The sequence below is a fragment of the Pseudomonas sp. 13B_3.2_Bac1 genome (genome assembly GCF_025466205.1).
Classification (GTDB): domain Bacteria; phylum Pseudomonadota; class Gammaproteobacteria; order Pseudomonadales; family Pseudomonadaceae; genus Aquipseudomonas; species Aquipseudomonas fluorescens_H.
In genome coordinates this window covers 1-22,865 of the sequence record NZ_JANLOG010000075.1, presented here as the reverse complement: position 1 = coordinate 22,865, position 22,865 = coordinate 1, and the positions used below count along the sequence as shown (strand labels likewise).

Sequence of the window (22,865 nt, the reverse complement as noted above, 5' to 3'; positions counted from 1 at the left end):
ATGGGCCAGGGTGTATTATTTAAAGACAATAACGGGCCAGTTCACATTGAAACGGACCGCCGGGTAGCTCGTTCCAGCGTGCTAGGTAAACTGATTGAAATTATCGCGACGGCAGAGCCTGCCTTAGTTGACCTTACCAGAGAGCCTGCCGAAATAGAGAAAAAAATACAGTTTAATGACCTCACTACTCATCGCTGGATAATCCAGCAATATGTAGAGAACGCCCTCCTAGTAGATAGCTCAGTCACACAACTTAACAAGATGGTAAACAGCGGAAGCACCAAGCTAAAGCGCCAAATGAAACTATTTTATTGGCAAGCATTGGCTCAATTCGGAATTTCAAATTTTCCAGATGACCTTCAAAAGCTAAAAACACACTCAGATAATGTCGTCGCTAAAGTTCTTACCTTAACGGGTAATTTTGTCCGATCCTCATCAGACCTACAAAGCGGTTACTTTGATGAAGACATAGAGTTCGGTGTAGTATTGATAACTAGCTATTCCATAATTGAATGCATCGTGCTAGAAAACCCAAATGATCACAATTGATTCGGACCCAATTTTAAATCCCGTATATATCGGTGCGACCATATTACATGAATTAGCACTCAGTGCCTTCATAGATATAAATATCGAAAACCTTTACGAAAAAATCAAGTTAAAGCTTGATATTTCTTACGAAGTATTCGCCTACGCACTTGACTGGCTATACATTATTGGAGCTATAAACTTGAATTCGAATGGATGCATTGAAAATGCAATTGCATAGTCTGCGAGTATTCAAAAACAATCAACTTCTTAGAGAAGTCCCCTTTAAAAGGGGTCTAAATCTAATCGTAAACGTTGACTCCGCCAATGCCAAAAGTGGAAATAGCGTTGGAAAATCTACTCTTTCAAGGCTTTTAGACTACATATTTATGTCTTCTGGGGAGGACATTTACACGGACTCTGAGTTCAAAAAAATCATCCCAGAGGTTGCTAACTTCATCGACTCCAACAACATACTTATAGAGCTTGATTTTCAGGGATTTGACGGCAAGAAGCACTCTATAGGAAGAAACTTAACTAGAAACCCTAAGGAATATTCGTTTTTCTCGAACAACGAGGCAACATCAAAGCTAAAGTACCAGGATCTGATTGCGCAACAGATATTTGGACAGCGCGAAGACAAACCTTCCATCAGAAACTTGAGCCATAAATTCATCCGAAACACTAATGAAAAAATGCAAAATACCGCGCGTTTTTTGCATGTGAACACCAAGCCAGATATTTACGATCAAGTTTATCTTTTTCTGTTTGGATTTCATGGCTTAAGCTTACTAAAGGAAAAAGCTGAATTTAACAATAAAATCTCACTAAAGAAAAAACATCTGGCCGCTTATAGAAATCCCCATCGGGAAAGCGCGCTACTGAAAATGATAAAGCCCCTCGAAACAGAGGAGGAGGATTTGAGATCTAGAATATCTAAATTCGATTTTAAAGACACTCAGGAATCAAGCGTCAAAGAGCTGGTGAGAATTCAAGGTGAAATAGCAGACCTCACCATCAACTACTCTGAAACAGAGTCAAAAATCAACCACTTTAAAAAATCGGTTGAGAAACTCCATAGTGGCGCGTCCAGCGTCAACGGAAAAGAGCTATCCGAAATTTACGCCGAGGCAGGTGTATCTATAAGCAGCAGCTTAAGCCGATCCTATGAAGAGCTCGTAATCTTTCACAACAAAATCCTCTCAAACAAAATAAAGCTAATTCAAAAAGAACTAACAACAGCCGAGGAGAGATCGACGCACATTCGTTCTCTGATAAATAGTTTACAGGAGATGGAATCAAACGTATTTCGGAACATTAACGAACCCGACACCTTAAAGTCAATCGGCCAAATGTATAACGCCCTCTCAACAATTAGAGAGGAAATTGCAAGTACGAAGACACTTCTACAAAAAATTGAGGATACAAAAGAAGCGATAGAAGCACTTGAAGACAGCAAAGATCTGATTGTGAAGGAAATCCAAAACAACATCACATCCCTTGAACAAAATGTCGAAAACTTCAACAGGCATTTTGGCAACCTCAGCAAACTATTCTACGACGAAAGATACATTTTTGATCTCAGCTTCGACGTAGAAAAGGAAAAATGCGGATTCGATGTAATATGTGTAACGCCGAATTCAACTGGTGGGAAAAAGAAAGGTGAGCTAAGTGCTTTCGATTTGGCATATATTGACTTTGTCAATGAGACCAAGCTTAAGCGCCCTACCTTCGTTATTCACGATAGCATTGAGGACGTCGATATCAATCAAATATTTGATATCTTCCAAGCCGCTAACAACGTCGATGGCCAGTATATAGTATCAGTGCTAAGCGACAAAATTTCGGACTCAAGATTTGACGGCTTTAAAAAACGTTCGATAATTCTAGAGCTTTCAGAAACAGACAAATTTTTCAAAATCTGATCAAATTCCACACAATAAATATGCAACTAATTTAGCTTAAGGTATGTTAAGAACACATAAATAATATAGGGCCGCTTAGCTGGAAAACTTGACTTTAGTTTTCAATGAGGAGCTCTGTATTTCTCCTTATTTGGCCCTAATAATTGAACTCATTTTCCCGAGCATTTCCACCTGTAAACGCCGAAACTCGGTCATAATTGCATCAACCTCAATCGCTGCTGCACATTGGCCTCGCTTTGCTGTAAGCCACAGTTTTAGCAGGCCGGCGACTCTACCAAGGTCGCCGTTCACCTTAGCTAAGTCCGATACTACGGCCAGGTCTACAACCGACCGTATCGGGTAGTGCAATCCGACAGCGCGTAGGTATCCAGACCGGGACAACCCGGCTTCGGCCGCGCGCGCCGTTATCAGTTCTTTTTCCTCATCGTTCACCCAAACTTCTATCGGCTTGCCGCGTCTACGGGCTTTGGGCCTGCTTGTCTGTTCGCCGGTCATGCTTCCTCCTTTGGTGCCGCTTCTATCTCGTCGCGGTAGCGACTGTATGCCTCGCAGAGCAAGAGACACCATTGAGCCGCAGGCGAATACGGGGGGAGTTGGGAGGGGATGGACAAAGTCCGCACCCGTACAACACACATCTTGCCGTCTTTGCTATTGCGATTCTATGCGATTTGGGCAAAACAGCCAGTTCCTCTTTTTTTAATCGCATACATTTTCCTAAGCTCGCATTGAATCGCATTGAATCGCATTGAATCGCATTGAATCGCATTAGTTAGAACAATTAATCGCGGAAAGTTGCGCTGTTTTTTCTTAAATGGATATATTGATTGGTACCAGACAGCGCGAACGGAGAAATACACATGAGTAACCACGAACTGCCCCCTGACAAGCACCACCTACAACGCCGCGGGTGCGGCCGTGTGTCGTTCTTAGCTGTCATGGATGAGGTGCGGGCGGAAGTCGTGCGAGGGGTGCCTCTGGTGCAGATTTACGAGGCTTTCGAGAATCGATTAGACCTCGGCTATACGCAGTTCACCAAATACATCACCCGGTTCATCAAGCAGGGACGACCAGTTTTCGAACCTCGGCCCCGGCGGACTAATTAAAAATATCTTTTGCGTGACCAGAATCAATATAAGTAGCTAAAGTGCCGATTACGATAAAAGTGGCGACACCAAAAAAAAGCACGCCAAATAAGATTTAAGATATTGGTAAGAAAGACACATTTAAGTTCCAAGAAGCAGTTTTCGCAGCATCTACGGAGCCTTCTAACAGATGCAGGGGCTACATTGTCCAGATGCCCCACTTCTAATGCCAACCCTGGTGCATCGGCAATACAGTGAACTAGGGTTGTCAAGGTGGGAAGCAACATGACAACATAAGCGACTTTTCGTGATCACGAGGTCAGTATGCCCTGCATTAAGCTCCACACTTATTGGCAGAAGTGGATGACGTTCGATTTCAGCTACGACCAACTATTCGCACTTAAACAACATCTACGTTCGGACACGGACTCAACCATTCGAATTGGCGGTCACGTGTTTCGCTACGCGGACGGCTATCTTTACTTCGCCAACAGTGGAATACCTCACAAATACTATTTTGACACACCTTTAAGCGAAATTTTGGAACTCATCGATCAAGCCATCGCCACTGATTGTTGAAGTACCTATGAATTAGCCTTCTTTGGTTTCAATTCCCCACAACTGTCTTGCCCGAATGGTTGTGGACATACTGGCCGGTTGATGGCGTATCTTAAACATAATGTTTTCTGGATTTCACATCGTACACCTGGGACACATGCCAAAAGCCAAGTTGCATTAATTCAATATCTTATGTGAGCCACATGGAAAATACTATATTTGAAACAAATCTCCTCCCACAAAAACACTCATTAATAAAAATCTCTGATGATGAGGGAGAAAACATTTACTTGGGCTCACCTTTTTATGGGACTCCAAATTTTTCCGGAATCAAGGCAAAGGTGAACACCCTATTGATTCTAGATCTAAATATACTGAGTGATCTTCGCAGTAGAAAAAATTCCAATAACATTAAACGCTTATTGACCTGGGCGGCCGAGCACAACGCCAAAATCACGCCACTAGTTGCACTATCGGAACAGCAGAGAACTCACAAAAGTCCTCGCTATGCATACGACGAATACCTAGACGCCCTTAAAGCTGAGTATGGATGGAGTATAAACAAGAAAGAGATCGAAAAAAATTATCTAGCGATAGAAAAAATTTCGCCAAACATCTCAACAAATACTGCTTTATGGCGAGACTACCTACTACTCATAAAAAAATTCTACCACTCAAAAGCAGGGTTTAAACGAAAGACAGAAGAGTTCATAACCTTTCTTCTGGATAAGGATCTACCAATATTTACCCTAGGGCTTTACGCTGGATGCTCTTACTTCCACATGAAAGTCAATCCTTCCCTCTATGACGAAGGACTAATCTCGAAGGTTCAGAGCGACATGGACATCCAAGGTAAGAACCATGAAAAACGCCTGATGAACGTGGCTAGTGATATGGCTCTAATTCAATCTTCAGCAGAGCTTTTCTATATTAGGCAAACACAAGAATACAACGTGGCCTTTATTGCATCTAAGGATATAACTATCCCACATATATTGACCGAACTTTGTTGGGCTGAGGTCCTAGTTAACTCAGCGGGCAACTTTGGCCGCATGGGTTTCAGACCCGAAAGCAAGTCAGGGAAGGAAATTTTTAACATACTATCTCCGCATTCAGAAAGCATTAATAGTCGATCTCAAGATGCTAACTCTGTAGACGCTCGAAAGAAAAATTTAAAGGTAATTGCCAATGAGATTTTTTCTATGCTTTAAGCAATACTTAGAATGCAGCAGATGATCAAATAAAGTGCTATTTCGCGCTGGTGACTACTTTGGTGGGGCATAGTTTAAGAAGGGCATTCTGGCGACGCCTGTCGCTTTTTTGTCAGTTGCGAATAACCCCCCCACAGCCTTTCCTTTTGGTGCTCAACGGCCGCAGGCCACTAGGGCCGCAAGCGATGGGCCGCGCCCTCAAGGCGCGGTGCTTCGCGCGCATGGTAGAAGTTCTATTAGAACTTCTTAGACCAGAATTTTGAGGAAAGGCTGGAAGCCAGACGGGACGCGGTTCTACTCCCGATTTTTGGATATGGCCGGTAAAGAGTTAGGGCTAGAGCGGTAAAGGGTTAGGGCTGGAGTGGTAAAGGGTTAGGGCTAGGGTGCGTCGGGCGACCCAGCGTCCAGTCCTGCCAGTTGAACGGCTCCGAATCGGGCGGCTGGCTCATGATCTCGTGATACTCGCTGGGGGTCATGCCGTGCTCGCCTTCAAGGAGCGGCAGTTCCTTGGGGCGGCTCACCAGCACAAGCCCGCTGCTGGTCTGGTCGATGGCCCAACCTATGCCGCCTTGCAAGCCGCGTGTGCGGTCTGCTATCTCCTCCAAGGCATCCCGCAACAGCCCGCGCTTCTGGCTCTTACTCTGTTTCGAGAAGCCTTCCCATGCCGCTCGGCCCCAGACATGGGGCGCAAGAGTGTCGAGGTGTGCCCCGTTACTGTTGCCGAGCGCCCGGCCAAGCCGGATGTTCGAGCAAAGCCAGCAGTGCAGCAGCTTGGCGACTTCGCTTTCCAGTTCGTTGCGCTCAAACAGTGAGACTTTGACGTGCTGCCCCCGGAAAACCGCGCCAGTCAGGCGAGGATTGGCCGCGACGTGAATTTCCCTAGTCTTATGATTGAAGCTGACGGAGATCAGGTTGCAGACTCGATCCCAGCCGGTTTCTCGGTCGATCTCCCGAATCTGCGTAGCCCGTAGCCTGTTTAAGCTGTCCTTGGCCTTATCGGTGCTAGTGTCCGGATTGTATCCGGCGTCGATCAGCAAGCTCCGTAGGCTGGTGCGCTTGCTCGCCAGCGGTGCGCCGTCGTCTTGGTTGAAGTCCAGCGCAAGGCGTAGTTGCTTGCTCACCGGCCCCTCCGAGGTAGCGTCGATCACAAGCCGGGCAATGCCAAGCTGGGCGGTCAGGGCCAGCAAAATCGATTGGTCCTGGGCCCCAAGCTGCTCATAGCCATGAAACCCGATCTCTAGCTTGCCGAACCGGCGCGGCTCTACAAGCAAGCGCCCATGCTTCTTGCCCTTGGTCGGTACGAATAGCCCGTCGAATAAATGAGCAGGATCAAATCGGGCGTAGGCAGGTTTAATACGTTGCTGTGCCATAACCCTTACCCCCGCTCCCACTTCCCGTGTCGCGTCTCGTCTCCGTTAACTCCACGGGGAGCAACACGCCACCGCTGTGCTGTGAGTACCAGCGGTCAACCGGCGTGGTGGAATAATTTTGCTTGGACACGCCGAAGCGCACAAAGAAGCGGCGCCTGTCATTGTCGATTGGCTGTCTATCAAAGGAGCGGTCGCTCAGGCGCTTCGCCTCGTCCTCCGTCATCTTGGCGACGAAACCGCACCAGCGGGCATTGTCGATTAGAGCAGACGCGCCTCGCGCTGCCTGTTGCTGATCGGTCTGGCCCTCCCGGGCACTGCCCTTGCTAACGTGGTGCAGGTACAGGACTGAGGCCCCGGTGCTAGCCGCAACGTGTTCCAGCGTGGCGACAAGCCGCGCCATGTCGCCATTGCTATTCTCATCGAGGCTGTGAATCCGGCTTAGGGTGTCCAGCACGATCAGCCGGGCACCGGTGCAGAATTCGATGACGCGAGCAAGGTGCCGATCATCCATGACGTTCAGGCGCTTGCCCATGATCGGCTCAAGGGCCAGGTTCTCCGCGATGGCTTGACGTGCCTGCTGGTTTAGATGCTGGCCGATGGCATGAATGCGGCCCACCAACGCGATCTCCGGATCCTCTCCGGCGAGATAGACGACGCGGCCAGCGCTCCGGGGGGCAAGCCCCACTAGGTCACCACCGGCAGCCCTGCACTCGACGGTTGCGCCGCAAGCGACGGACATTGCGGCTTCCAACGCCCAAAAGCTCTTACCCGTGGCTCCGGGAGCTACCAGAGCCCCTACCGTTCCCGCAAGGAAGCCGGGCCATATGAAGTCGAGCACCGGCGGCTCATTTTCGAAAGCTATCCGTAAATCAATTGCCACGGTTCAGGCCCCCATACCGGGACGGATGGCTTGAACACCAGACACCCTGCGACCTTCAATCCAGTGCTCAATCTCGGCCAGATCCCACGCGACATTTCGACTCGTGAGCGCGATGCGGCGCGGAAACTCTCCCCTTTGCTCCATGTTGTAAATCGTACGCTCAGCCAACGGGATCATCGCCAGCAGCTTTTTACGGTTGATGAGGGTCTTGTTCGTCATTGCTTGCATGCTTGTACCCCTTTCAGTCACTTGCGAATGAGTGCCTGATAGTGCCCTGCAATGCAGATTGCATCGACCGTATAATTGGCTAAAATGGTTGACATGAAAAATGAGCAGACCATACCCATCTGGGACGGATGCGCCCCCACTGTCGCTGAAGCTATTGGACAGTTTCAGGATCGCTGGCAGCCGTACTCCAAGACCGCGAAGCGTTACCCCATCACTCGATTAGTAGAAGAACTTATCGACCCGGCTGTAGCGGCTTACTCCACAACACTTCCCATGCGCTGCTTGGGGCACATCCCCGGCGCAGGAACAGGGGTAGCTTTCAGCGAGATCATTCGACTGGTAGGACTTGATGCAATGGTCCGCTTACAGCGGCAATTGCTCCGAGCGTTCGTCCTCACAGAGGACCAACAGTCCGCAGTAGATCAACAATTTATCGCAACCCTCGAATCGTTGATTGAGTTGGTAGGAGCCAGCAACCGCAAGCAACCAGCGAAAAGCCAGGTGCGCAATACTCGTTTGAATGGACAGCGCCTACAGGGGTTTTGCCGATTCTGTGGCGAACTTGCGGAGCTAGCCTCATTCGCAGGAGGAAGCGACGCCCCCAAAGTGGACGATGCAGACGAAAAACTTCGACTGAGCAACCTGTACTGCGTTGCCCACCGTCCCAAGCTACCAAGCGAGGCGTGGAATCCCGCATACAGAAAAGCGAAGCGAGCTGTGGCGCAATTTGATCTCGAACTCGCCCGACTAAGCCGCCAATGTGCGGTGCGGGGCACCTCTCAGGCTAAGTCAGGTGACGTGTTAGTCGACGGGTATATTTTCCACTACATGCTTGGCCAGACCCTTCAGCCAGCCGATGAGGCCGAGCTACGCAACCAAGCACGACTGATGGTGGACTTAAAATTGTCGGATCGAAAAAAGCAAATATTGATGCTTCAACGGTCCGCCTTCAATCAGTCGGAAATTGCACGCAGGCTAGGTATCGAACGCCAAGCTGTATCGAAGGCCGTTGCTTCGATCCCTGAAATATTTCGACTGGATCCGGCGAAGCATTCTGGCCAATGAGGTACCTACCCACGCAAAGCACCTTCTCTTGTCAACCAATTTGACCAACCACATCAAATTAACAAAACCGGACCTGTACGCGAATCACTCATCTAAGCGAGCCCGTTTCAGCGTCCACTCATCAATCATATCCGCCCAATCTTGTAACATCGCCCGTCGCTGATCACGATACTCAGCCTTGTTGTATACAGCCCTCACGCCCTTCTGGTCGTGCGCAAGGCACTTTCCAATCAGTGTTATAGCCAGCCTCATGCCGCACACTAGCGCGATGGATAACCTGGTTGCACATAGCACCATGAGTCAAGCTGAAATAGCGCCAGCTTGGCGAAAATATAATTTCTCCCTCTCATTTAGTACGTACTAGTCTAGGAATACCAGAGTAACTTTTCGAAACCTCATCACAGTAGGTAAAATTATTTGATACGAACACCGCAAGATTAGAACGCCAGCTTATATTTTTTGGACTATTTCGTGGCCAAGAAATTTTCGGCTTGCCTTTATCCTGCGTATAAACGCCTACGAAAGGATGGAAACCATGCTCATAGTGAATAAATTCATATCTTTCTTCGTCCACGGCGCTGAACAGCATTAATTCCGAATGAATTAGACTGCCATATGCTTTCTCTATGTTTGTTATAGCGTCGCTTGGTTTAGTCTTTCCATCCCATGCCCACCCGCCAAAAAAGATTATATCAGCCTTTCCTTTTTCACTGACCGTAAGCTTGAAATGAGACAGACCGCTGCTTGGATAATCCACTGCCTTGTAAACAGAATAAAAAAAATGTCTTTCGTCCCAAGCCTCGAACTCAACTTTGGCCGAGACTGAAATTCTCTTTTCAAAAGCTGTAACTTCCTGTACCCAAAAGTCAGAATAACTCAAAAAATCCTTAAAAGCAGAAACACTGTAGATCCAGTTATTGAGAGATTTTTTACTCGACTTAAGCGAAAACTCATGGCGATTAGCACGACGCCCTAGTGAGGAGACGTCCCTAGCAATTACGCAGCGCAATACCTCTTCCAAGTTATTGACAAGATCATTCTTCGGCCAGTCGCCAAGCTTAATCAACTTAGTAAAATTATAAAGTTCTTGGTAATTTGAAACCTTTTCTGGTGTCGCTCGTTCGTCCTCAGCGAAGACAACCAGCGCTTTATCACTTTTTGACATCACCCAGTTTAGAACGTCTGTTTCGAGTTCCCAGCCGCTGAAATGATAGTAATCTTCGGCCAGTTCAGGATCTTCTATAAATTTTTCGATAGTTTCTATTCCATATTCCGGCACCCTCCAGACACAGAGCAAACCTCTAAATTCTGGACAGACATCACTCAATGGCTCCATGACTAAAAATGCCAATCTTAGGAGTTTTATATTGCTTAATTCCCGATTGACATCCTCCGCATACTCAATGAGCGTATCCATATCTGAAAAGAATATGAATCTCATATCAGGCGAAAGCTTTGGCAATACGTCGACACCAGGAAGAATTCTTTCTGACACGTGTAACTGGCCATCTAATGCGGTAGCAATAAAACCTGAAATATCAACAGGACTGTTCATTTTGAAGTAGGACAATGGAACATCCAGCTCATGCCACTCGGTAGACACAACGAAACATCTAATTTTATGCTGATCTACTTTTTGCCCTTCCATGAACAAAGAAATATACTTACTTAACTCATGTAGCGCCTGCCTTGCAGCCTGGTTACTTCTTTTCACTTCGATTATAACGAAGTTATCAAATTCATCTTTAGCCAGAATATCGAAACTTCCGTCAGCGCCATGCACATTCTCAACAACATAGTTCGTACCAACAAGACGCAACCCTTCTTCGATAGCCGTAAGCTGCTCAGACAAAGCATCTCTCAGACCAGCCTCGTCGTCATACAATCCTAATACCGCTTTCATTCATGACCTCCATTTCATAGTTCGAATCGAGTGCTATAAGGCATCTAATATCCGGTAATTAATCAGCACTATAACCGCTTAAGCTCACTCCTCCACTCTTGGGTCTGAGATGTCAATTATGACTTACCGCCCAATGCCGGTTTTGGCCATTATCGGACCATCGGTGCGCTTGGAGGGTACGATCAAAACGGGTAATCGGACTCATCGAACCACGCTCAAGATGGTGCATACATATTAGGCTTGTGAGCTTGACTCAACCGATTGAGCGTCCACTCATCAATCATATCCGCCCAATCCTGCAGCATCGACCGGCGCTGATCACGATACTCAGCCTTGTTATAGACCGCCCTCACCCCCTTCTGCTCGTGCGCAAGACACTTCTCAATCCAATCAGTGTTGTAGCCAGCCTCATGCAGCAGCGTGCTAGCTGTTCTTCTGAGGTCGTGCGGCCCAAACTTGGTAAGCGCCTTCCCTTCTTTCTGCGCAAGCCGGTATGTCAGCGTCAGCACTTGGTTGATCGTAGCGGCGCTCATAGGCAGATCCGAGTCGTACCGTGACGGCAGCACGTAGTCCGATCCGCCAGCAAAAGTTTTGAGAGCAATGAAAATATCTAGCGCCTGCCTGGATAGGAAAACGAGGTGGGGATTTCGGCGCTTCATTCGTTCCTTGGGAACGGTCCAGAGAGCCTCGGTGAAATTGATCTCGCTCCAGGTCGCATTGGTTAGCTCACTCTTGCGCACCATTGTGAGCAACAGCAGCTTAGCCGCAGCACGGACAGACGATGCGGTACCAATGCGCTCCATGTACTGGTACATCAAGCCGATCTCTTCAAAGCTCAGCGCCCGGTCGCGTGGCTCAAACTTAGCGATGCTGGTAGGACGTACTAAGTCTGCCGGATTCTCGACCTTGTGCCCGCGTTCAATGGCCCAACGATAGACCTGCATCACCACCTCGCGGACGTGTACTGCCGTGGCCGGCGCACCTCGCTCTACGATGGCATCGGTCAGTGCCCGCAGATCCTCGTGAGTGATCTCCACAAGCTTCTGATTACCGAATTTCGGCTTTAACTCACGCTCGTAGATGGAGCGCCGCATATCGCGGGTGGAATCGGCCATTTGGTAGCCGCGCAGCCACTTTTCAGCCCAAGCGTCGAAAGTCTCCGCATCCTTGACACGAGCCTTGTCCCTCGCCTTCTCCTTCGCTGGCGACTTCCCGGCCGCGACCATCTTCTTGGCCTCATTCAGCCGCTCACGCGCCTCCGCAAGGGTGATCCCGCCACTGCCGTACCGGCCGAAGGTGATGGTTTCTTGCCTGCCGTGGATCGAGTAGTTGTAGCGAAACGAGATGGCTCCAGCGGCAGTGACGGCTACATAGAGGCCGTCACGGTCGTTCACCTTGTAGAGTTTTTCCCTCGGCTTGAGGTTGCGCAGCTTGGTATCGGTAAGCATGGTCCCTGCCTTTTTTCGGTCAAAATACCATGTCCTAAAAACCTACAAAATTTCAGCATTAATTACTTATAAATCAATTACTTGATAATTTTTAATACCATGAACGCTTTTTAAAGCTTCACATGGTATCAGGGCATGGACATGGCATCAGGCTCAGATAATACCAGCTACCATGCCACGGATAGGGGTTGCTTGGCGATGCTAAAAACTGCCAGATATTGCCAGACGCAAAACGAGAAAAGCCCGCAATTACGCGGGCTTAGGGGTGTTTCTATACCTGTCGGTGCCAGCCTATGCCGGACATCCAATCATTCCCACTCAATCGTCGCCGGCGGCTTGCTCGACACGTCGTAAGTGACGCGGGAGATGCCTTCGATTTCATTGATGATGCGGCCGGAAACGGTTTCCAGCAGTTCGTAAGGCAGGTGAGCCCAACGTGCGGTCATGAAGTCGATGGTTTCTACGGCACGCAGGGCCACAACCCAGGCGTAACGACGGCCATCGCCGACCACGCCAACCGATTTCACTGGCTGGAACACCACGAAGGCCTGGCTGACCTTGTGGTACCAGTCGGCTTTGCGCAGTTCTTCGATGAAGATGTGGTCGGCACGACGCAGCAGGTCGGCGTATTCCTTCTTCACTTCGCCAAGGATGCGAACGCCCAGACCCGGGCCCGGGAACGGGTGACGGTAGACCATGTCGTACGGCAGGCCCAGTTCCAGACCCAGACGACGGACTTCGTCCTTGAACAGTTCGCGCAGTGGCTCGACCAGTTTCAGGTTCATCTCTTCCGGCAGGCCGCCCACGTTGTGGTGCGACTTGATCACGTGGGCCTTGCCGCTTTTCGCGCCAGCCGACTCGATCACGTCCGGGTAGATGGTGCCCTGCGCCAGGTACTTGATGTTGTCCAGCTTGCAGGATTCGGCATCGAACACGTCAATGAAGGTACGGCCGATGATCTTGCGCTTCTTCTCCGGGTCGGCTTCGCCGGCCAGGTTGTTGAGGAACTGCTCTTCAGCATTGGCGCGGATCACCTTGACGCCCATGTTCTCGGCGAACATGGCCATCACTTGCTCGCCTTCGTGCAGACGCAGCAGACCGTTGTCGACGAAGACGCAGGTCAGCTGGTCGCCGATAGCCTTGTGCAGCAGCGCCGCAACCACCGATGAGTCAACGCCGCCGGACAGACCCAGCAGCACGTTGTCGGTGCCGACTTGTGCGCGGATGTTGGCGATGGCGTCTTCAGCGATCTTCGACGGGGTCCACAGGGCTTCACAGCCGCAGATGTCCAGCACGAAGCGCGACAGGATGCGACCGCCCTGCTTGGTGTGGGTCACTTCCGGGTGGAACTGCACGCCGTAGTAAGCGCGTTCGTCGTTGAACATGCCGGCGATCGGGCAGCTTGGGGTGCTGGCGAGGATGTGGAAGTCTTCCGGCATCTTGGTGACCTTGTCACCGTGGCTCATCCACACGTCGAGACCGAACAGGCCGTCGGCGTCGATGTGGTCTTCGATGCCGTCGAGCAGGCGGCTCTTGCCGACCACGTCAACGCGGGCGTAACCGAACTCACGCAGCTCGGAACCTTCAACCTTGCCGCCCAGTTGCTCGGCCATGGTCTGCATGCCGTAGCAGATACCGAAAACCGGCACGCCCAGGTCAAACACCGCTTGCGGGCAGCGCGGGCTGTTGGCTTCGTGTACGGACTCGGGGCCGCCGGCGAGAATGACGCCTTTAGGCGCGAATTCGCGGATCGCCTCTTCGTCCATGTCGAACGGGTGCAGCTCGCAGTACACACCGATCTCGCGCACGCGGCGGGCAATCAGTTGGGTGTATTGCGAACCGAAGTCGAGGATCAGGATGCGGTGAGCGTGAATGTCGAGGGCCATGATTCAGTCTCGTCTAAGTAATTCAGAAACAGTCGTGATTCAGAAACAACTCGGGGCTGAATAAAACAGCCCCGGTTGCTTAACGATTTGCTTGAAGCATCAACCTACGCGGTAGTTTGGCGCTTCCTTGGTGATCTGCACGTCGTGAACGTGGGATTCGGCCATACCGGCACCGGTGATCCGCACGAACTCAGGCTTGGTACGCATTTCTTCGATGTCGGCGCTGCCGGTGTAACCCATCGAGGAACGCAGACCGCCCATCAACTGGTGGATGATCGCGGTCAGGGTGCCTTTGTACGGCACACGGCCTTCGATCCCTTCCGGAACCAGTTTCTCGGCGCCTGCCGAGGAGTCCTGGAAGTAACGGTCGGAGGAACCTTGAGCCTGGGACATGGCGCCCAGCGAACCCATGCCGCGATAAGCCTTGTACGAACGGCCCTGGAACAGTTCGATCTCGCCCGGCGCTTCTTCAGTACCGGCGAACATCGAGCCCATCATCACGCAGGACGCACCGGCCACGATGGCCTTGGACAGGTCACCGGAGAACCGGATGCCGCCGTCGGCGATCAACGGCACGCCAGTGCCTTCAAGGGCAGCGGCGACGTTGGCGATGGCACTGATTTGCGGCACGCCGACACCGGCGACGATACGGGTGGTACAGATCGAGCCAGGGCCGATACCGACCTTGACTGCGTCGGCGCCAGCTTCGGCCAGAGCCTTGGCGGCAGCGCCGGTGGCGATGTTGCCGCCGATCACCTGCACTTCAGGGAAATTCTCTTTGACCCAGCGAACGCGGTCGATCACGCCTTTGGAGTGACCGTGTGCGGTGTCGACCACCACCACGTCCACACCGGCGTTGACCAGCGCAGCAACGCGGTCACCGGTGTCTTTACCGGTGCCGACAGCTGCGCCAACGCGCAGACGACCTTGATCGTCCTTGCTGGCCAGCGGGTAGGCTTTGGCTTTTTCGATGTCTTTGACGGTCATCATGCCTTTGAGGGCAAACTTGTCATCGACGATCAGAACTTTTTCCAGACGGTGCTTGTGCAGCAGCTCGCGGACTTCGTTCTTGTTGGCGCCTTCACGGACGGTGACCAGACGCTCTTTAGGCGTCATCACTTCACGTACGGTGGCTTCCAGACGAGTTTCGAAGCGTACATCACGGGAAGTGACGATGCCGACCAGGTCGCCATCGTGCAGCACCGGAACGCCGGAAATGTTGTGCATGCGGGTCAGTTCGAACAGGTCACGTACCGTGGCATCAGCCTCGATGGTGATCGGATCCTTGACGACGCCGGCTTCGAACTTCTTGACCTTACGCACTTCGGCAGCTTGCTGCTCGATGGTCATGTTCTTGTGGATGATACCGATACCACCTTCCTGAGCCATGGCGATTGCCAGACGGGCTTCAGTGACGGTGTCCATGGCGGCAGAAACCAGAGGAATATTCAGCTCGATGCCACGGGTAAGGCGGGTCTTGAGACTGACTTCGTTAGGAAGCACCTCGGAATAACCGGGCACTAGGAGAATGTCGTCGAATGTCAGAGCTTCTTGGCTGATACGCAGCATCGCGGGGGCTCCCGAGCGGGAAAATGGAAGCGCGCCATTATAGTCAGACACCCCCTGCTGTTCAACGTAAAACTCTGTCTATTATCGATGTTACTGATGTACGGGAACCGCGGCCGCTACAGCTCCACCTTGACCCAAGAGACAGGTTGATCCAGCCAATCGGCGAACTCATCGATAAAGCTCTGCTTGAAACCGGCTTCCAGCCAGTTGTTGAAGATGAAACCCAGGTTGGAAAACGCACATTCCTGCAAGAACAGAAAGCCGTTGATATCGTCTTCATGCCCGCATTCCGGGCAGGTGAAGTTATCGGTGCGCCCGGGCATCCAGTCTTCCAGACTCTCGAACAGCGCTTCGCCGACTTCGCGGCGGCACTCGGCGCACCCGGCCTCTTCGAGAAAACCCTTGGCCGGGGTGTAGATGCAGCGCTTGACGATGATCTCCAGGCCATTGATCGGTTCACCGAAAGGCAGTGCCTCGGGATGCAGTACCACCGCACGCGCGCCGTCGGCAATCGCATGGGCCATGCGGTTGCCGGTGCGGCCGCAGGTAGTCAGCTGTTCTTCGATGATGTTCTTGCGCACCAGCCAGCGCACGATCGCCCGGGCCCGGGGTTCGTGGACCGGCAGGGTGGAGATTTTCGGGACGATGATGCTTTGCGAATTCATGGAAAGTCCTGCGGTATGGCTTCTGACGCCTTCGCGGGCAAGCCCGCTCCCACATTGAAATGCAATTCCCTGTGGGAGCGGGCTTGCTCGCGAAGGGGCCCTGAAGGCCGGCAGCTTAATCCCTGACGAAATCCGGTCAAGTGCTCACGCCACACTAATAATGTAGCGCCCGATCAACGCAATCCCGCTCGCCAGCACCAGCCAGGTCACCAGCCGCACGAACGCCTCGCGCGACAGACGCATGGTCAACCGCCGCCCGATCCACAACCCCAGCGCCATGGCCGGCAACAGACACAGCGCCAGCATCAACAAGGGTAGCTCGGCATACACCCCGGCGATGGCGAACAGGCTCAAACGCACCACCGTGCTGCAACTGATCAGCGCACTTTGCGTGGCCCGCGCCGCATCTTTCGGCAAACGGCTGTTGAGATAGATCGCATATAAGAAGCCGCCACTGCCAAACAGCGCGCCAAACAGCCCGCCCACCGTGCCCATCGGCAGCGCCCATGCGGCGGACAGCTGCGTCGGCCGGGCTTTGACCCACAGGCTGTAAATCGCGTAAGCACTGATGAACAGCCCCATCAACAGCAGCAACAGATCGGATTTGAGGTTAAGCAGGAAAATCACCCCCAACGTGCATCCCACCGCCATGCACGGCAACAGCCGCAACAACTCGGGTTTCGCCACGTCCCGGCGCGAAGGCAGCAGATTGCCGAACGCCGCGATGAAATCCAGCAGCACCAGCAGCGGCACTATTTTCGACAACGGCATGAACAGAATCAGAATCGGCCCCGCGACCAGTGCGGTACCGAACCCGGCAATCCCGAAGACGATATAGGCCAATGCGATGCCCAACCCGATCACCGCCCAGCCGCCCGCGCCCCACGTCCACTCGCTCAACAACCCCGCCACGCTCATCGGTCCGCTTCCTTTATAAGCCTGTGATGACTTTAGCCAGCGCCAAGCCTTGCGACTAATATGATCAAAGTCGCCCACCCATCTCAAAAAGGCATACCTGGTGCTTTCAACCCGTCAACTGCGCTATTTCGTGGAAATCGCCGAATGCGGCAGCTTCAGCGCCGCGGCTGAACGCTTGTTCATCGCGCAGTCGGCGCTGAGCCGGCAGATCAAGGACATGGAAGCGCGCCTGCAAACCCCGTTGTTCGAACGCACTGCACGCCAGCCCCGGCTCACGGCGGCAGGTGAGGCGTTTTTGCCGCGAGCCAGAAACCTGCTCAATGAACTGAGCAAAGCCAGCGCAATGGCGACCGAAGTCGGTAACGGGCAATCGGGTACTGTACGTCTGAGTCATTCCAGCACCGTGTCGATCAGCGGGCATCTACTACGTCGGATCAGCACTTATCTCGATCAGCAGCACGGCGTGTCGCTGGACATCGGCAAATTGTCCTCCGAGGCGCAGCTTGAGGAACTCGCCGAAGGACGTCTCGACATTGGTCTGTTGCGCCTGCCGGTGTTGCGTCAGCGTGAGGGCATTCAGGTTGTGCATCTGTTCACCGAGCGCCTGCTGTTGGCGGTGCCGAGCGATCATCCGCTGGCCGATTCATCCGCTGTCGAACTGGCGCAACTGAAGGACGAAGCGTTCATTTCGATCCCGCATCCGCAGCGCGGCGGACTCAGTTATTTGTGCGCTGACCTGTGCATGCGTCAGGGCTTTTTCCCCAAAGCCGCGCGGGTGATGTCGCGCAAGACCACGCAGTTGCAGCTGATCCAGGCTGGATTCGGGATTGCCCTGCTGCCCGAGTCGATGCAGGACATCGCGCCCAGCGGCGTACGATTTCTACCGCTGAGTGATGCCGATTGCCAAAGCACCGTTGCCCTCGCCTATCGCCAGAATCCCACGCCACTGATTCAACACTTCATCCAGACCTTCACCCACCCCCTGTAGGAGCTGCCGAAGGCTGCGATCTTTTGATCTTGATCTCAAAAAAAACCAGATCAAAAGATCGCAGCCTCGTTTCACTCGACAGCTCCTACAGGGATCGTGCAATGACGGCGACAATGCCTTTAAACTGCGCCCCATGATTAAAGATCCCTTTGCAAGACTTGGCCTGGACCGTGAGGTCCTGACCGTCAGCCAGCTCAACGGCCGCGCGCGGGTGTTGCTCGAAGACGTGTTCAGCAACATCTGGGTCGAAGGCGAAATCTCCAACCTCGCCCGCCCGGCGTCCGGCCACGTGTATTTCACCCTCAAGGACAGCGGTGCGCAGGTGCGTTGCGCGCTGTTCCGCAATAATGCGGCGCGGGTGCGTCAGGCGCTGAAGGACGGCTTGGCCGTGAAGGTGCGCGGCAAGGTCTCGCTGTTCGAAGGGCGTGGCGACTATCAGCTGATTCTCGATACCGTGGAGCCGGCCGGCGACGGCGCGCTGCGCCTGGCCTTCGATGCGCTGAAAGAAAAACTCAGCGCCGAAGGCCTGTTCAGCGCCGAACGCAAAGTGCCGCTGCCGGCGCATCCGCAACGCATCGGCATCATCAGTTCGCCGACCGGCGCGGTGATTCGCGACATCATCAGCGTGTTCCGCCGCCGGGCGCCGCAGGTGCAACTGACGCTGATTCCGACCGCCGTGCAGGGGCGCGAAGCCACTGCGCAAATCGTCCGCACGCTGAAACTGGCCGACGCTCGTGGTTTCGACGCACTGATCCTTGCCCGCGGCGGTGGTTCGCTGGAAGACCTCTGGTGCTTCAACGAAGAAGCCGTGGCCCGCGCGGTCGATGCCTGCGTGACGCCGATCGTCAGCGCGGTCGGGCACGAAACCGACGTGTCGATCAGTGATTTCGTGGCTGACGTGCGCGCCCCAACGCCCTCCGCTGCCGCCGAATTGCTGGCCCCGGATTCGAGTCACCTGATCCGTCAGGTCGAAAGCCTGCACCGACGTCTGGTGATGCGCATGCGCGACCGTTTGATGCGCGATCGCCTGCGCCTCGAAGGCATGGCCCGCCGTCTGCGTCATCCCGGCGAACGCCTGCGTCAGCAAGCGCAACGCCTGGATGACCTGGACATGCGCCTGCGCCGGGCGTTCGAGCGCCAGCTCAATACCCGCCGCGAACGCCTGATCCGTCTGGAAACCCGCCTCGCCGGGCAACACCCGGGACGCCAACTGGCGATGCTGCGCCAACGCCTCGACAGCCTCGCCGAACGCCTGCCGCGAGCCATGCGCGAAGGCCTGAAAAGCCGTCGCCTGCAACTGCACAGCCAGATGCAGACGCTGCATGTGGTCAGTCCGCTGGCGACGCTTGGCCGCGGTTACAGCATTCTGCTGGATGAACGCGGTCAGGCCATCCGTAACGCCGCGCAGACCCACAACGGGCAGCGCCTGAAGGCCAAACTCGGCGAAGGCGAACTGCAAGTGCGCGTCGAGGACAACCACCTGACGCCTGTCACCCTCTCTTTACTGGACTGATCCATGCCGCGTTTTTTCGCTCCGTTATTGTTGCTGTGCCTGACCACCTTCAATGCCCACGCCGACAGCTACATCACCCGTCTGCTGAACAAACCGGTGCCGGGCGGCGTGGCCGTGGTTGATCTGGGCAGCGCCACTCAGGCGCCTAAAGCCACCTATCAGGGCAAACCGGTGCTGGTGGTGAAAGAACAGAACAACTGGCTGGCGATTGTCGGTGTGCCGCTGACGGTCAAACCCGGCAGTCAGCAGATCAGCAGCGGCGGACGTAATCTGCCGTTCACGGTCGGCAACAAGAAATACCCGGAACAGCACATCACCCTGAAGAACACTCAGCAGGTCAATCCGAACCCGGCCAACCTCAAGCGCATCGAGGGCGAACTGGCCGAGCAGATCAAGGCTTACCGCAGCTTCAGCCCGAACACCCCGAGCAACCTGCTGCTGGACAAACCGGTCAACGGGCCGCTGTCGAGCAAGTTCGGTGTGCGCCGCTTCTTCAATGGCGAAGAGCGCAACCCACACGCCGGCCTCGACTTTGCGGTGCCGGCCGGCACGCCGATCAAGACCCCGGCGGCGGGCAAAGTGATTCTCACCGGCAACTACTTCTTCAACGGCAACACAGTGTTTGTCGATCACGGCCAGGGCTTTATCAGCATGTTCTGCCACATGTCGAAAATCGACGTGAAGGTCGGCGATCAACTGGCCCGTGGCGCAGTGGTGGGCAAGGTCGGTTCGACCGGCCGGGCGACCGGGCCGCACATGCACTGGAACATCAGCCTGAACGATGCGCGGGTGGATCCAGCGATTTTCATTGGTGCATTTCAGCCCTGACTTATGCAGTGAGGCCTCTGGCTTCATCGCGAGCAGGCTCACTCCTACAAAAGATTTGTGTGGTGAACACGATCAACTGTGGGAGCGGGCTTGCTCGCGAAGGCGGCCCATCAACTACCGTAAATCCTGCTGACACCCCACCAGTTTCAATTGCGCCCCAATCAAACCCCGCGCAAACATCAACACGATCATTCGCCTGAAGCACAATAAAATCGCGCAAAACCTCGCTTTTCGAGTATTCCTCTCAATTTTTTTCGACTGCTTGCCATCCTCTCCCCTCGCGGTTAGGGTTGAAGACATGAAAACCTCTCACACCCTTATTCAGCTTCGCCAGCACCGCAGTCTGTGCCTCGTCAGCGCACGACTGCCGGGCTGAATCGCTGCGCCTCGTCCCAAGCTGTTCCCCGAACATTCGTTCCACCGGCAGGCCGCCTCTTTTCGGCCCAGACAATAAGGATTTTCCCGATGAGCATGCTCAAAGACCCGTCTTCGAAATACCGCGCGTTCCCCGTCATCAATCTGCCGGATCGCACCTGGCCGTCGAAAACCATCGACGCCGCGCCGATCTGGTGCAGCTCCGACCTGCGTGACGGTAACCAGTCGCTGATCGAGCCGATGGACGCGGTGAAGAAGCTGCGCTTCTGGAAAACCCTCGTGCAAGTCGGCGTGAAGGAAATCGAAGCCTCGTTCCCGGCCGCTTCGCAAACCGACTTCGACTTCGTGCGTACCCTGATCGAAGAAGGCCACATCCCGGACGACACCACCATTCAGGTGCTGACCCAGGGCCGTGAAGACTTGATCGAGCGCACTTTCGAATCCCTGCGCGGGGCGAAGAAAGCCATCGTTCACCTGTACAACGCCACCTCGCCTTCCTTCCGTCGCATCGTCTTCAACCAGGACAAGGACGGCATCAAGGCCATCGCGGTCAACGCCGCCAAGCTGTTCGTCAAGTACGCGGCGATGCAGCCGGACACCGAGTGGACTTTCGAATACTCCCCGGAAACCTTCAGCGCCACCGAGCTGGAGTTTGCCAAGGAAGTCTGTGACGCGGTGATCGAGGTCTGGAACCCGACGCCTGAGCACAAGATGATCCTCAACCTGCCGGCCACCGTTGAATGCGCGACGCCGAACGTCTACGCCGACCAGATCGAATGGTTCGGCCGCAACATCAATCGTCGTGACAGCGTGATCATCAGCCTGCACACCCACAACGACCGTGGCACCGGCGTCGCCGCCACCGAGCTGGGCCTGATGGCCGGCGCGGATCGCGTCGAAGGCTGCCTGTTCGGCAACGGCGAGCGTACCGGTAACGTTGACCTCGTCACTGTGGCCCTGAACATGTACACCCAGGGCGTCGACCCTGAACTGGACTTCTCCGACATCGACGGCGTGCGCAAAGTCGTCGAAGAGTGCAACCAGATCCAGGTGCACCCGCGTCACCCGTACGTCGGCGACCTGGTACACACCGCATTCTCCGGCTCGCACCAGGACGCGATCCGCAAGGGCTTCGCCCAGCAGAAACCGGATACCCTGTGGGAAGTGCCGTACCTGCCGATCGACCCGGCCGACATCGGCCGCAGCTACGAGGCGGTGATTCGTGTGAACAGCCAGTCGGGCAAGGGCGGTATCGCCTACTTGCTGGAGCAGGAATACGGCATCAGCCTGCCGCGTCGCATGCAGATCGAGTTCAGCCAGGTCGTGCAGCGTGAAACCGATCGCCTCGGCCTGGAAATGACCGCCAAGCAGATCCACTCGCTGTTGATCAGCGAATACCTGCAAGCCAACACCCCGTACGCGCTGGTCAGCCATCGCCTGCAGGAAGAAAACGGCAACAGTGCCGTCGAAGTGGAAGTGGCGAGCAAGGGTCAGGGCGAAACCAACCTGCACTGGCGCGGCAAGGGCAACGGCGCGCTGGAAGCCCTGGTGGCCGGTCTGCCGATTCCGGTGGAAATCATGGACTACAACGAACATGCGATCGGCGCGGGCACCAACGCCAAGGCAGCGGCCTACATCGAACTGCGTGTGAACGGTGAGCGTGCAGTGCACGGCGTGGGTATCGATGAAAACATCACCACCGCCAGCTTCAAGGCGCTGTTCAGTGCGCTGAACCGCTCCCTGAGCCAGCCGGAAGCGAAAGCGGCCTAAGCCTTCGCTGACATGCCAAAAGGCCCCGGAGTGTGAACTCCGGGGCCTTTTTTATGCCTGCTGGTTTTGTGTTGTCTGATCGGGCCTCTTCGCGAGCAAGCCCGCTCCCACAGGGGATTGCGTTCAACCTGTGGGAGCGGGCTTGCTCGCGCAAC

General features: G+C 53.9%; 20 protein-coding genes and 1 pseudogene. 10 read left to right on the top strand and 11 right to left on the bottom strand.

Annotated elements, in window-relative coordinates:
• From NTD85_RS11570 to NTD85_RS11565, 3 genes are read left to right on the top strand one after another with little or no spacing between them, the layout of a single operon-like run.
• Window positions 1-549 (top strand): hypothetical protein, encoded by a 549-nt coding sequence (locus tag NTD85_RS11570; protein WP_262142203.1) that lies wholly within the window; start codon window positions 1-3, stop codon window positions 547-549.
• On the top strand, window positions 536-769 hold the full coding sequence (locus NTD85_RS27755; RefSeq protein ID WP_410017536.1) for an ABC-three component system middle component 6: 234 nt from the start codon (window positions 536-538) through the stop codon (window positions 767-769). Before NTD85_RS11570 ends, NTD85_RS27755 begins: the two co-directional genes overlap by 14 nt.
• Complete coding sequence (locus tag NTD85_RS11565) at window positions 741-2,453, top strand: DUF2326 domain-containing protein (protein WP_262142202.1); 1,713 nt, start codon at window positions 741-743, stop codon at window positions 2,451-2,453. Before NTD85_RS27755 ends, NTD85_RS11565 begins: the two co-directional genes overlap by 29 nt.
• Before the next feature lie 126 nt (window positions 2,454-2,579).
• Here the strand turns inward: NTD85_RS11565 and NTD85_RS11560 are convergent, their stop codons facing one another.
• On the bottom strand, window positions 2,580-2,948 hold the full coding sequence (locus NTD85_RS11560; protein WP_262142201.1) for a plasmid mobilization protein: 369 nt from the start codon (window positions 2,946-2,948) through the stop codon (window positions 2,580-2,582).
• A gap of 362 nt (window positions 2,949-3,310) precedes the next feature.
• Between NTD85_RS11560 and NTD85_RS11555 the strand changes: the two genes are divergently transcribed.
• Window positions 3,311-3,556 (top strand): TraK family protein, encoded by a 246-nt coding sequence (locus NTD85_RS11555; protein ID WP_262142200.1) that lies wholly within the window; start codon window positions 3,311-3,313, stop codon window positions 3,554-3,556.
• 740 nt (window positions 3,557-4,296) lie between these two features.
• Window positions 4,297-5,304, top strand: coding sequence for a hypothetical protein (locus tag NTD85_RS11550; protein WP_262142199.1), 1,008 nt, complete (start codon window positions 4,297-4,299; stop codon window positions 5,302-5,304).
• 350 nt (window positions 5,305-5,654) lie between these two features.
• Here NTD85_RS11550 and repC read toward each other — a convergent pair whose 3' ends face one another.
• From repC to NTD85_RS11535, 3 genes are read right to left on the bottom strand one after another with little or no spacing between them, the layout of a single operon-like run.
• The gene (gene repC / locus NTD85_RS11545) at window positions 5,655-6,674 is read right to left on the bottom strand and encodes a replication protein C, IncQ-type (RefSeq protein ID WP_262142198.1); all 1,020 of its coding nucleotides are present in this window, start codon (window positions 6,672-6,674) and stop codon (window positions 5,655-5,657) included.
• The gene (locus tag NTD85_RS11540) at window positions 6,655-7,554 is read right to left on the bottom strand and encodes a helicase RepA family protein (protein ID WP_262142197.1); all 900 of its coding nucleotides are present in this window, start codon (window positions 7,552-7,554) and stop codon (window positions 6,655-6,657) included. The genes repC and NTD85_RS11540 overlap by 20 nt, the downstream gene beginning before the upstream one ends.
• Window positions 7,555-7,557: 3 nt before the next feature.
• Window positions 7,558-7,782 carry a helix-turn-helix transcriptional regulator gene (locus tag NTD85_RS11535; RefSeq protein WP_370655187.1) on the bottom strand — a complete coding sequence of 75 codons (225 nt, stop codon included), beginning with the start codon at window positions 7,780-7,782 and terminating at the stop codon, window positions 7,558-7,560.
• Window positions 7,783-7,875: 93 nt separating this feature from the next.
• Here NTD85_RS11535 and NTD85_RS11530 point away from each other — a divergent pair, with 93 nt between their 5' ends.
• Window positions 7,876-8,847 (top strand): LuxR family transcriptional regulator, encoded by a 972-nt coding sequence (locus NTD85_RS11530; RefSeq protein ID WP_262142196.1) that lies wholly within the window; start codon window positions 7,876-7,878, stop codon window positions 8,845-8,847.
• A gap of 84 nt (window positions 8,848-8,931) precedes the next feature.
• Here the strand turns inward: NTD85_RS11530 and NTD85_RS11525 are convergent.
• The 7 genes and pseudogenes from NTD85_RS11525 to NTD85_RS11495 all read right to left on the bottom strand — a co-directional run.
• Window positions 8,932-9,112 (bottom strand): annotated as a pseudogene (locus NTD85_RS11525) (integrase); the annotation flags it as partial.
• A gap of 81 nt (window positions 9,113-9,193) precedes the next feature.
• On the bottom strand, window positions 9,194-10,750 hold the full coding sequence (locus NTD85_RS11520) for an endonuclease NucS domain-containing protein (protein ID WP_262142195.1): 1,557 nt from the start codon (window positions 10,748-10,750) through the stop codon (window positions 9,194-9,196).
• A gap of 215 nt (window positions 10,751-10,965) precedes the next feature.
• Complete coding sequence (locus NTD85_RS11515; protein ID WP_262142194.1) at window positions 10,966-12,198, bottom strand: tyrosine-type recombinase/integrase; 1,233 nt, start codon at window positions 12,196-12,198, stop codon at window positions 10,966-10,968.
• Between the two features lie 308 nt (window positions 12,199-12,506).
• Window positions 12,507-14,084: a glutamine-hydrolyzing GMP synthase gene (gene guaA / locus NTD85_RS11510; RefSeq protein WP_003227864.1), complete on the bottom strand. Its 1,578-nt coding sequence runs from the start codon at window positions 14,082-14,084 to the stop codon at window positions 12,507-12,509.
• A gap of 99 nt (window positions 14,085-14,183) precedes the next feature.
• Entirely contained in the window at window positions 14,184-15,653 is a 1,470-nt protein-coding gene (gene guaB, locus NTD85_RS11505) for an IMP dehydrogenase (RefSeq protein ID WP_003227866.1), read from the bottom strand.
• A 116-nt stretch (window positions 15,654-15,769) separates the two neighbouring features.
• A complete protein-coding gene (locus NTD85_RS11500; RefSeq protein WP_262142193.1) occupies window positions 15,770-16,318 on the bottom strand; it encodes a sugar ABC transporter ATPase in 549 nt (182 codons plus the stop codon).
• A 144-nt stretch (window positions 16,319-16,462) separates the two neighbouring features.
• Window positions 16,463-17,236 (bottom strand): sulfite exporter TauE/SafE family protein, encoded by a 774-nt coding sequence (locus NTD85_RS11495; RefSeq protein ID WP_262142192.1) that lies wholly within the window; start codon window positions 17,234-17,236, stop codon window positions 16,463-16,465.
• A gap of 100 nt (window positions 17,237-17,336) precedes the next feature.
• On the opposite strand from NTD85_RS11495, the gene NTD85_RS11490 reads away from it, so the two are divergent.
• From NTD85_RS11490 to leuA, 4 genes are all read left to right on the top strand, one after another.
• Window positions 17,337-18,224: a LysR family transcriptional regulator gene (locus NTD85_RS11490; RefSeq protein ID WP_262142191.1), complete on the top strand. Its 888-nt coding sequence runs from the start codon at window positions 17,337-17,339 to the stop codon at window positions 18,222-18,224.
• Window positions 18,225-18,357: 133 nt separating this feature from the next.
• Window positions 18,358-19,737 carry an exodeoxyribonuclease VII large subunit gene (gene xseA, locus NTD85_RS11485; protein ID WP_262142190.1) on the top strand — a complete coding sequence of 460 codons (1,380 nt, stop codon included), beginning with the start codon at window positions 18,358-18,360 and terminating at the stop codon, window positions 19,735-19,737.
• Window positions 19,738-19,740: 3 nt separating this feature from the next.
• Window positions 19,741-20,565, top strand: a complete 825-nt coding sequence (locus NTD85_RS11480; RefSeq protein ID WP_003227874.1) for a peptidoglycan DD-metalloendopeptidase family protein — start codon at window positions 19,741-19,743, stop codon at window positions 20,563-20,565.
• 465 nt (window positions 20,566-21,030) lie between these two features.
• The gene (gene leuA / locus NTD85_RS11475; RefSeq protein WP_027612129.1) at window positions 21,031-22,710 is read left to right on the top strand and encodes a 2-isopropylmalate synthase; all 1,680 of its coding nucleotides are present in this window, start codon (window positions 21,031-21,033) and stop codon (window positions 22,708-22,710) included.
• Window positions 22,711-22,865: the final 155 nt, after the last annotated feature.

What these genes read in the sequence shown, in the direction of transcription:
- leuA (WP_027612129.1), top strand. Translation starts at nt 21,031, where the DNA reads ATGAGCATGCTCAAAGACCCGTCTTCGAAATACCGCGCGTTCCCCGTC.
- NTD85_RS11515 (WP_262142194.1), bottom strand. Translation starts at nt 12,198, where the DNA reads ATGCTTACCGATACCAAGCTGCGCAACCTCAAGCCGAGGGAAAAACTC.
- NTD85_RS11535 (WP_370655187.1), bottom strand. Translation starts at nt 7,782, where the DNA reads ATGCAAGCAATGACGAACAAGACCCTCATCAACCGTAAAAAGCTGCTG.
- NTD85_RS11550 (WP_262142199.1), top strand. Translation starts at nt 4,297, where the DNA reads ATGGAAAATACTATATTTGAAACAAATCTCCTCCCACAAAAACACTCA.
- NTD85_RS11495 (WP_262142192.1), bottom strand. Translation starts at nt 17,236, where the DNA reads ATGAGCGTGGCGGGGTTGTTGAGCGAGTGGACGTGGGGCGCGGGCGGC.
- NTD85_RS11480 (WP_003227874.1), top strand. Translation starts at nt 19,741, where the DNA reads ATGCCGCGTTTTTTCGCTCCGTTATTGTTGCTGTGCCTGACCACCTTC.
- guaA (WP_003227864.1), bottom strand. Translation starts at nt 14,084, where the DNA reads ATGGCCCTCGACATTCACGCTCACCGCATCCTGATCCTCGACTTCGGT.
- NTD85_RS27755 (WP_410017536.1), top strand. Translation starts at nt 536, where the DNA reads ATGATCACAATTGATTCGGACCCAATTTTAAATCCCGTATATATCGGT.
- NTD85_RS11530 (WP_262142196.1), top strand. Translation starts at nt 7,876, where the DNA reads ATGAAAAATGAGCAGACCATACCCATCTGGGACGGATGCGCCCCCACT.
- xseA (WP_262142190.1), top strand. Translation starts at nt 18,358, where the DNA reads ATGATTAAAGATCCCTTTGCAAGACTTGGCCTGGACCGTGAGGTCCTG.
- NTD85_RS11570 (WP_262142203.1), top strand. Translation starts at nt 1, where the DNA reads ATGGGCCAGGGTGTATTATTTAAAGACAATAACGGGCCAGTTCACATT.
- NTD85_RS11565 (WP_262142202.1), top strand. Translation starts at nt 741, where the DNA reads ATGGATGCATTGAAAATGCAATTGCATAGTCTGCGAGTATTCAAAAAC.
- NTD85_RS11555 (WP_262142200.1), top strand. Translation starts at nt 3,311, where the DNA reads ATGAGTAACCACGAACTGCCCCCTGACAAGCACCACCTACAACGCCGC.
- repC (WP_262142198.1), bottom strand. Translation starts at nt 6,674, where the DNA reads ATGGCACAGCAACGTATTAAACCTGCCTACGCCCGATTTGATCCTGCT.
- guaB (WP_003227866.1), bottom strand. Translation starts at nt 15,653, where the DNA reads ATGCTGCGTATCAGCCAAGAAGCTCTGACATTCGACGACATTCTCCTA.
- NTD85_RS11500 (WP_262142193.1), bottom strand. Translation starts at nt 16,318, where the DNA reads ATGAATTCGCAAAGCATCATCGTCCCGAAAATCTCCACCCTGCCGGTC.
- NTD85_RS11520 (WP_262142195.1), bottom strand. Translation starts at nt 10,750, where the DNA reads ATGAAAGCGGTATTAGGATTGTATGACGACGAGGCTGGTCTGAGAGAT.
- NTD85_RS11560 (WP_262142201.1), bottom strand. Translation starts at nt 2,948, where the DNA reads ATGACCGGCGAACAGACAAGCAGGCCCAAAGCCCGTAGACGCGGCAAG.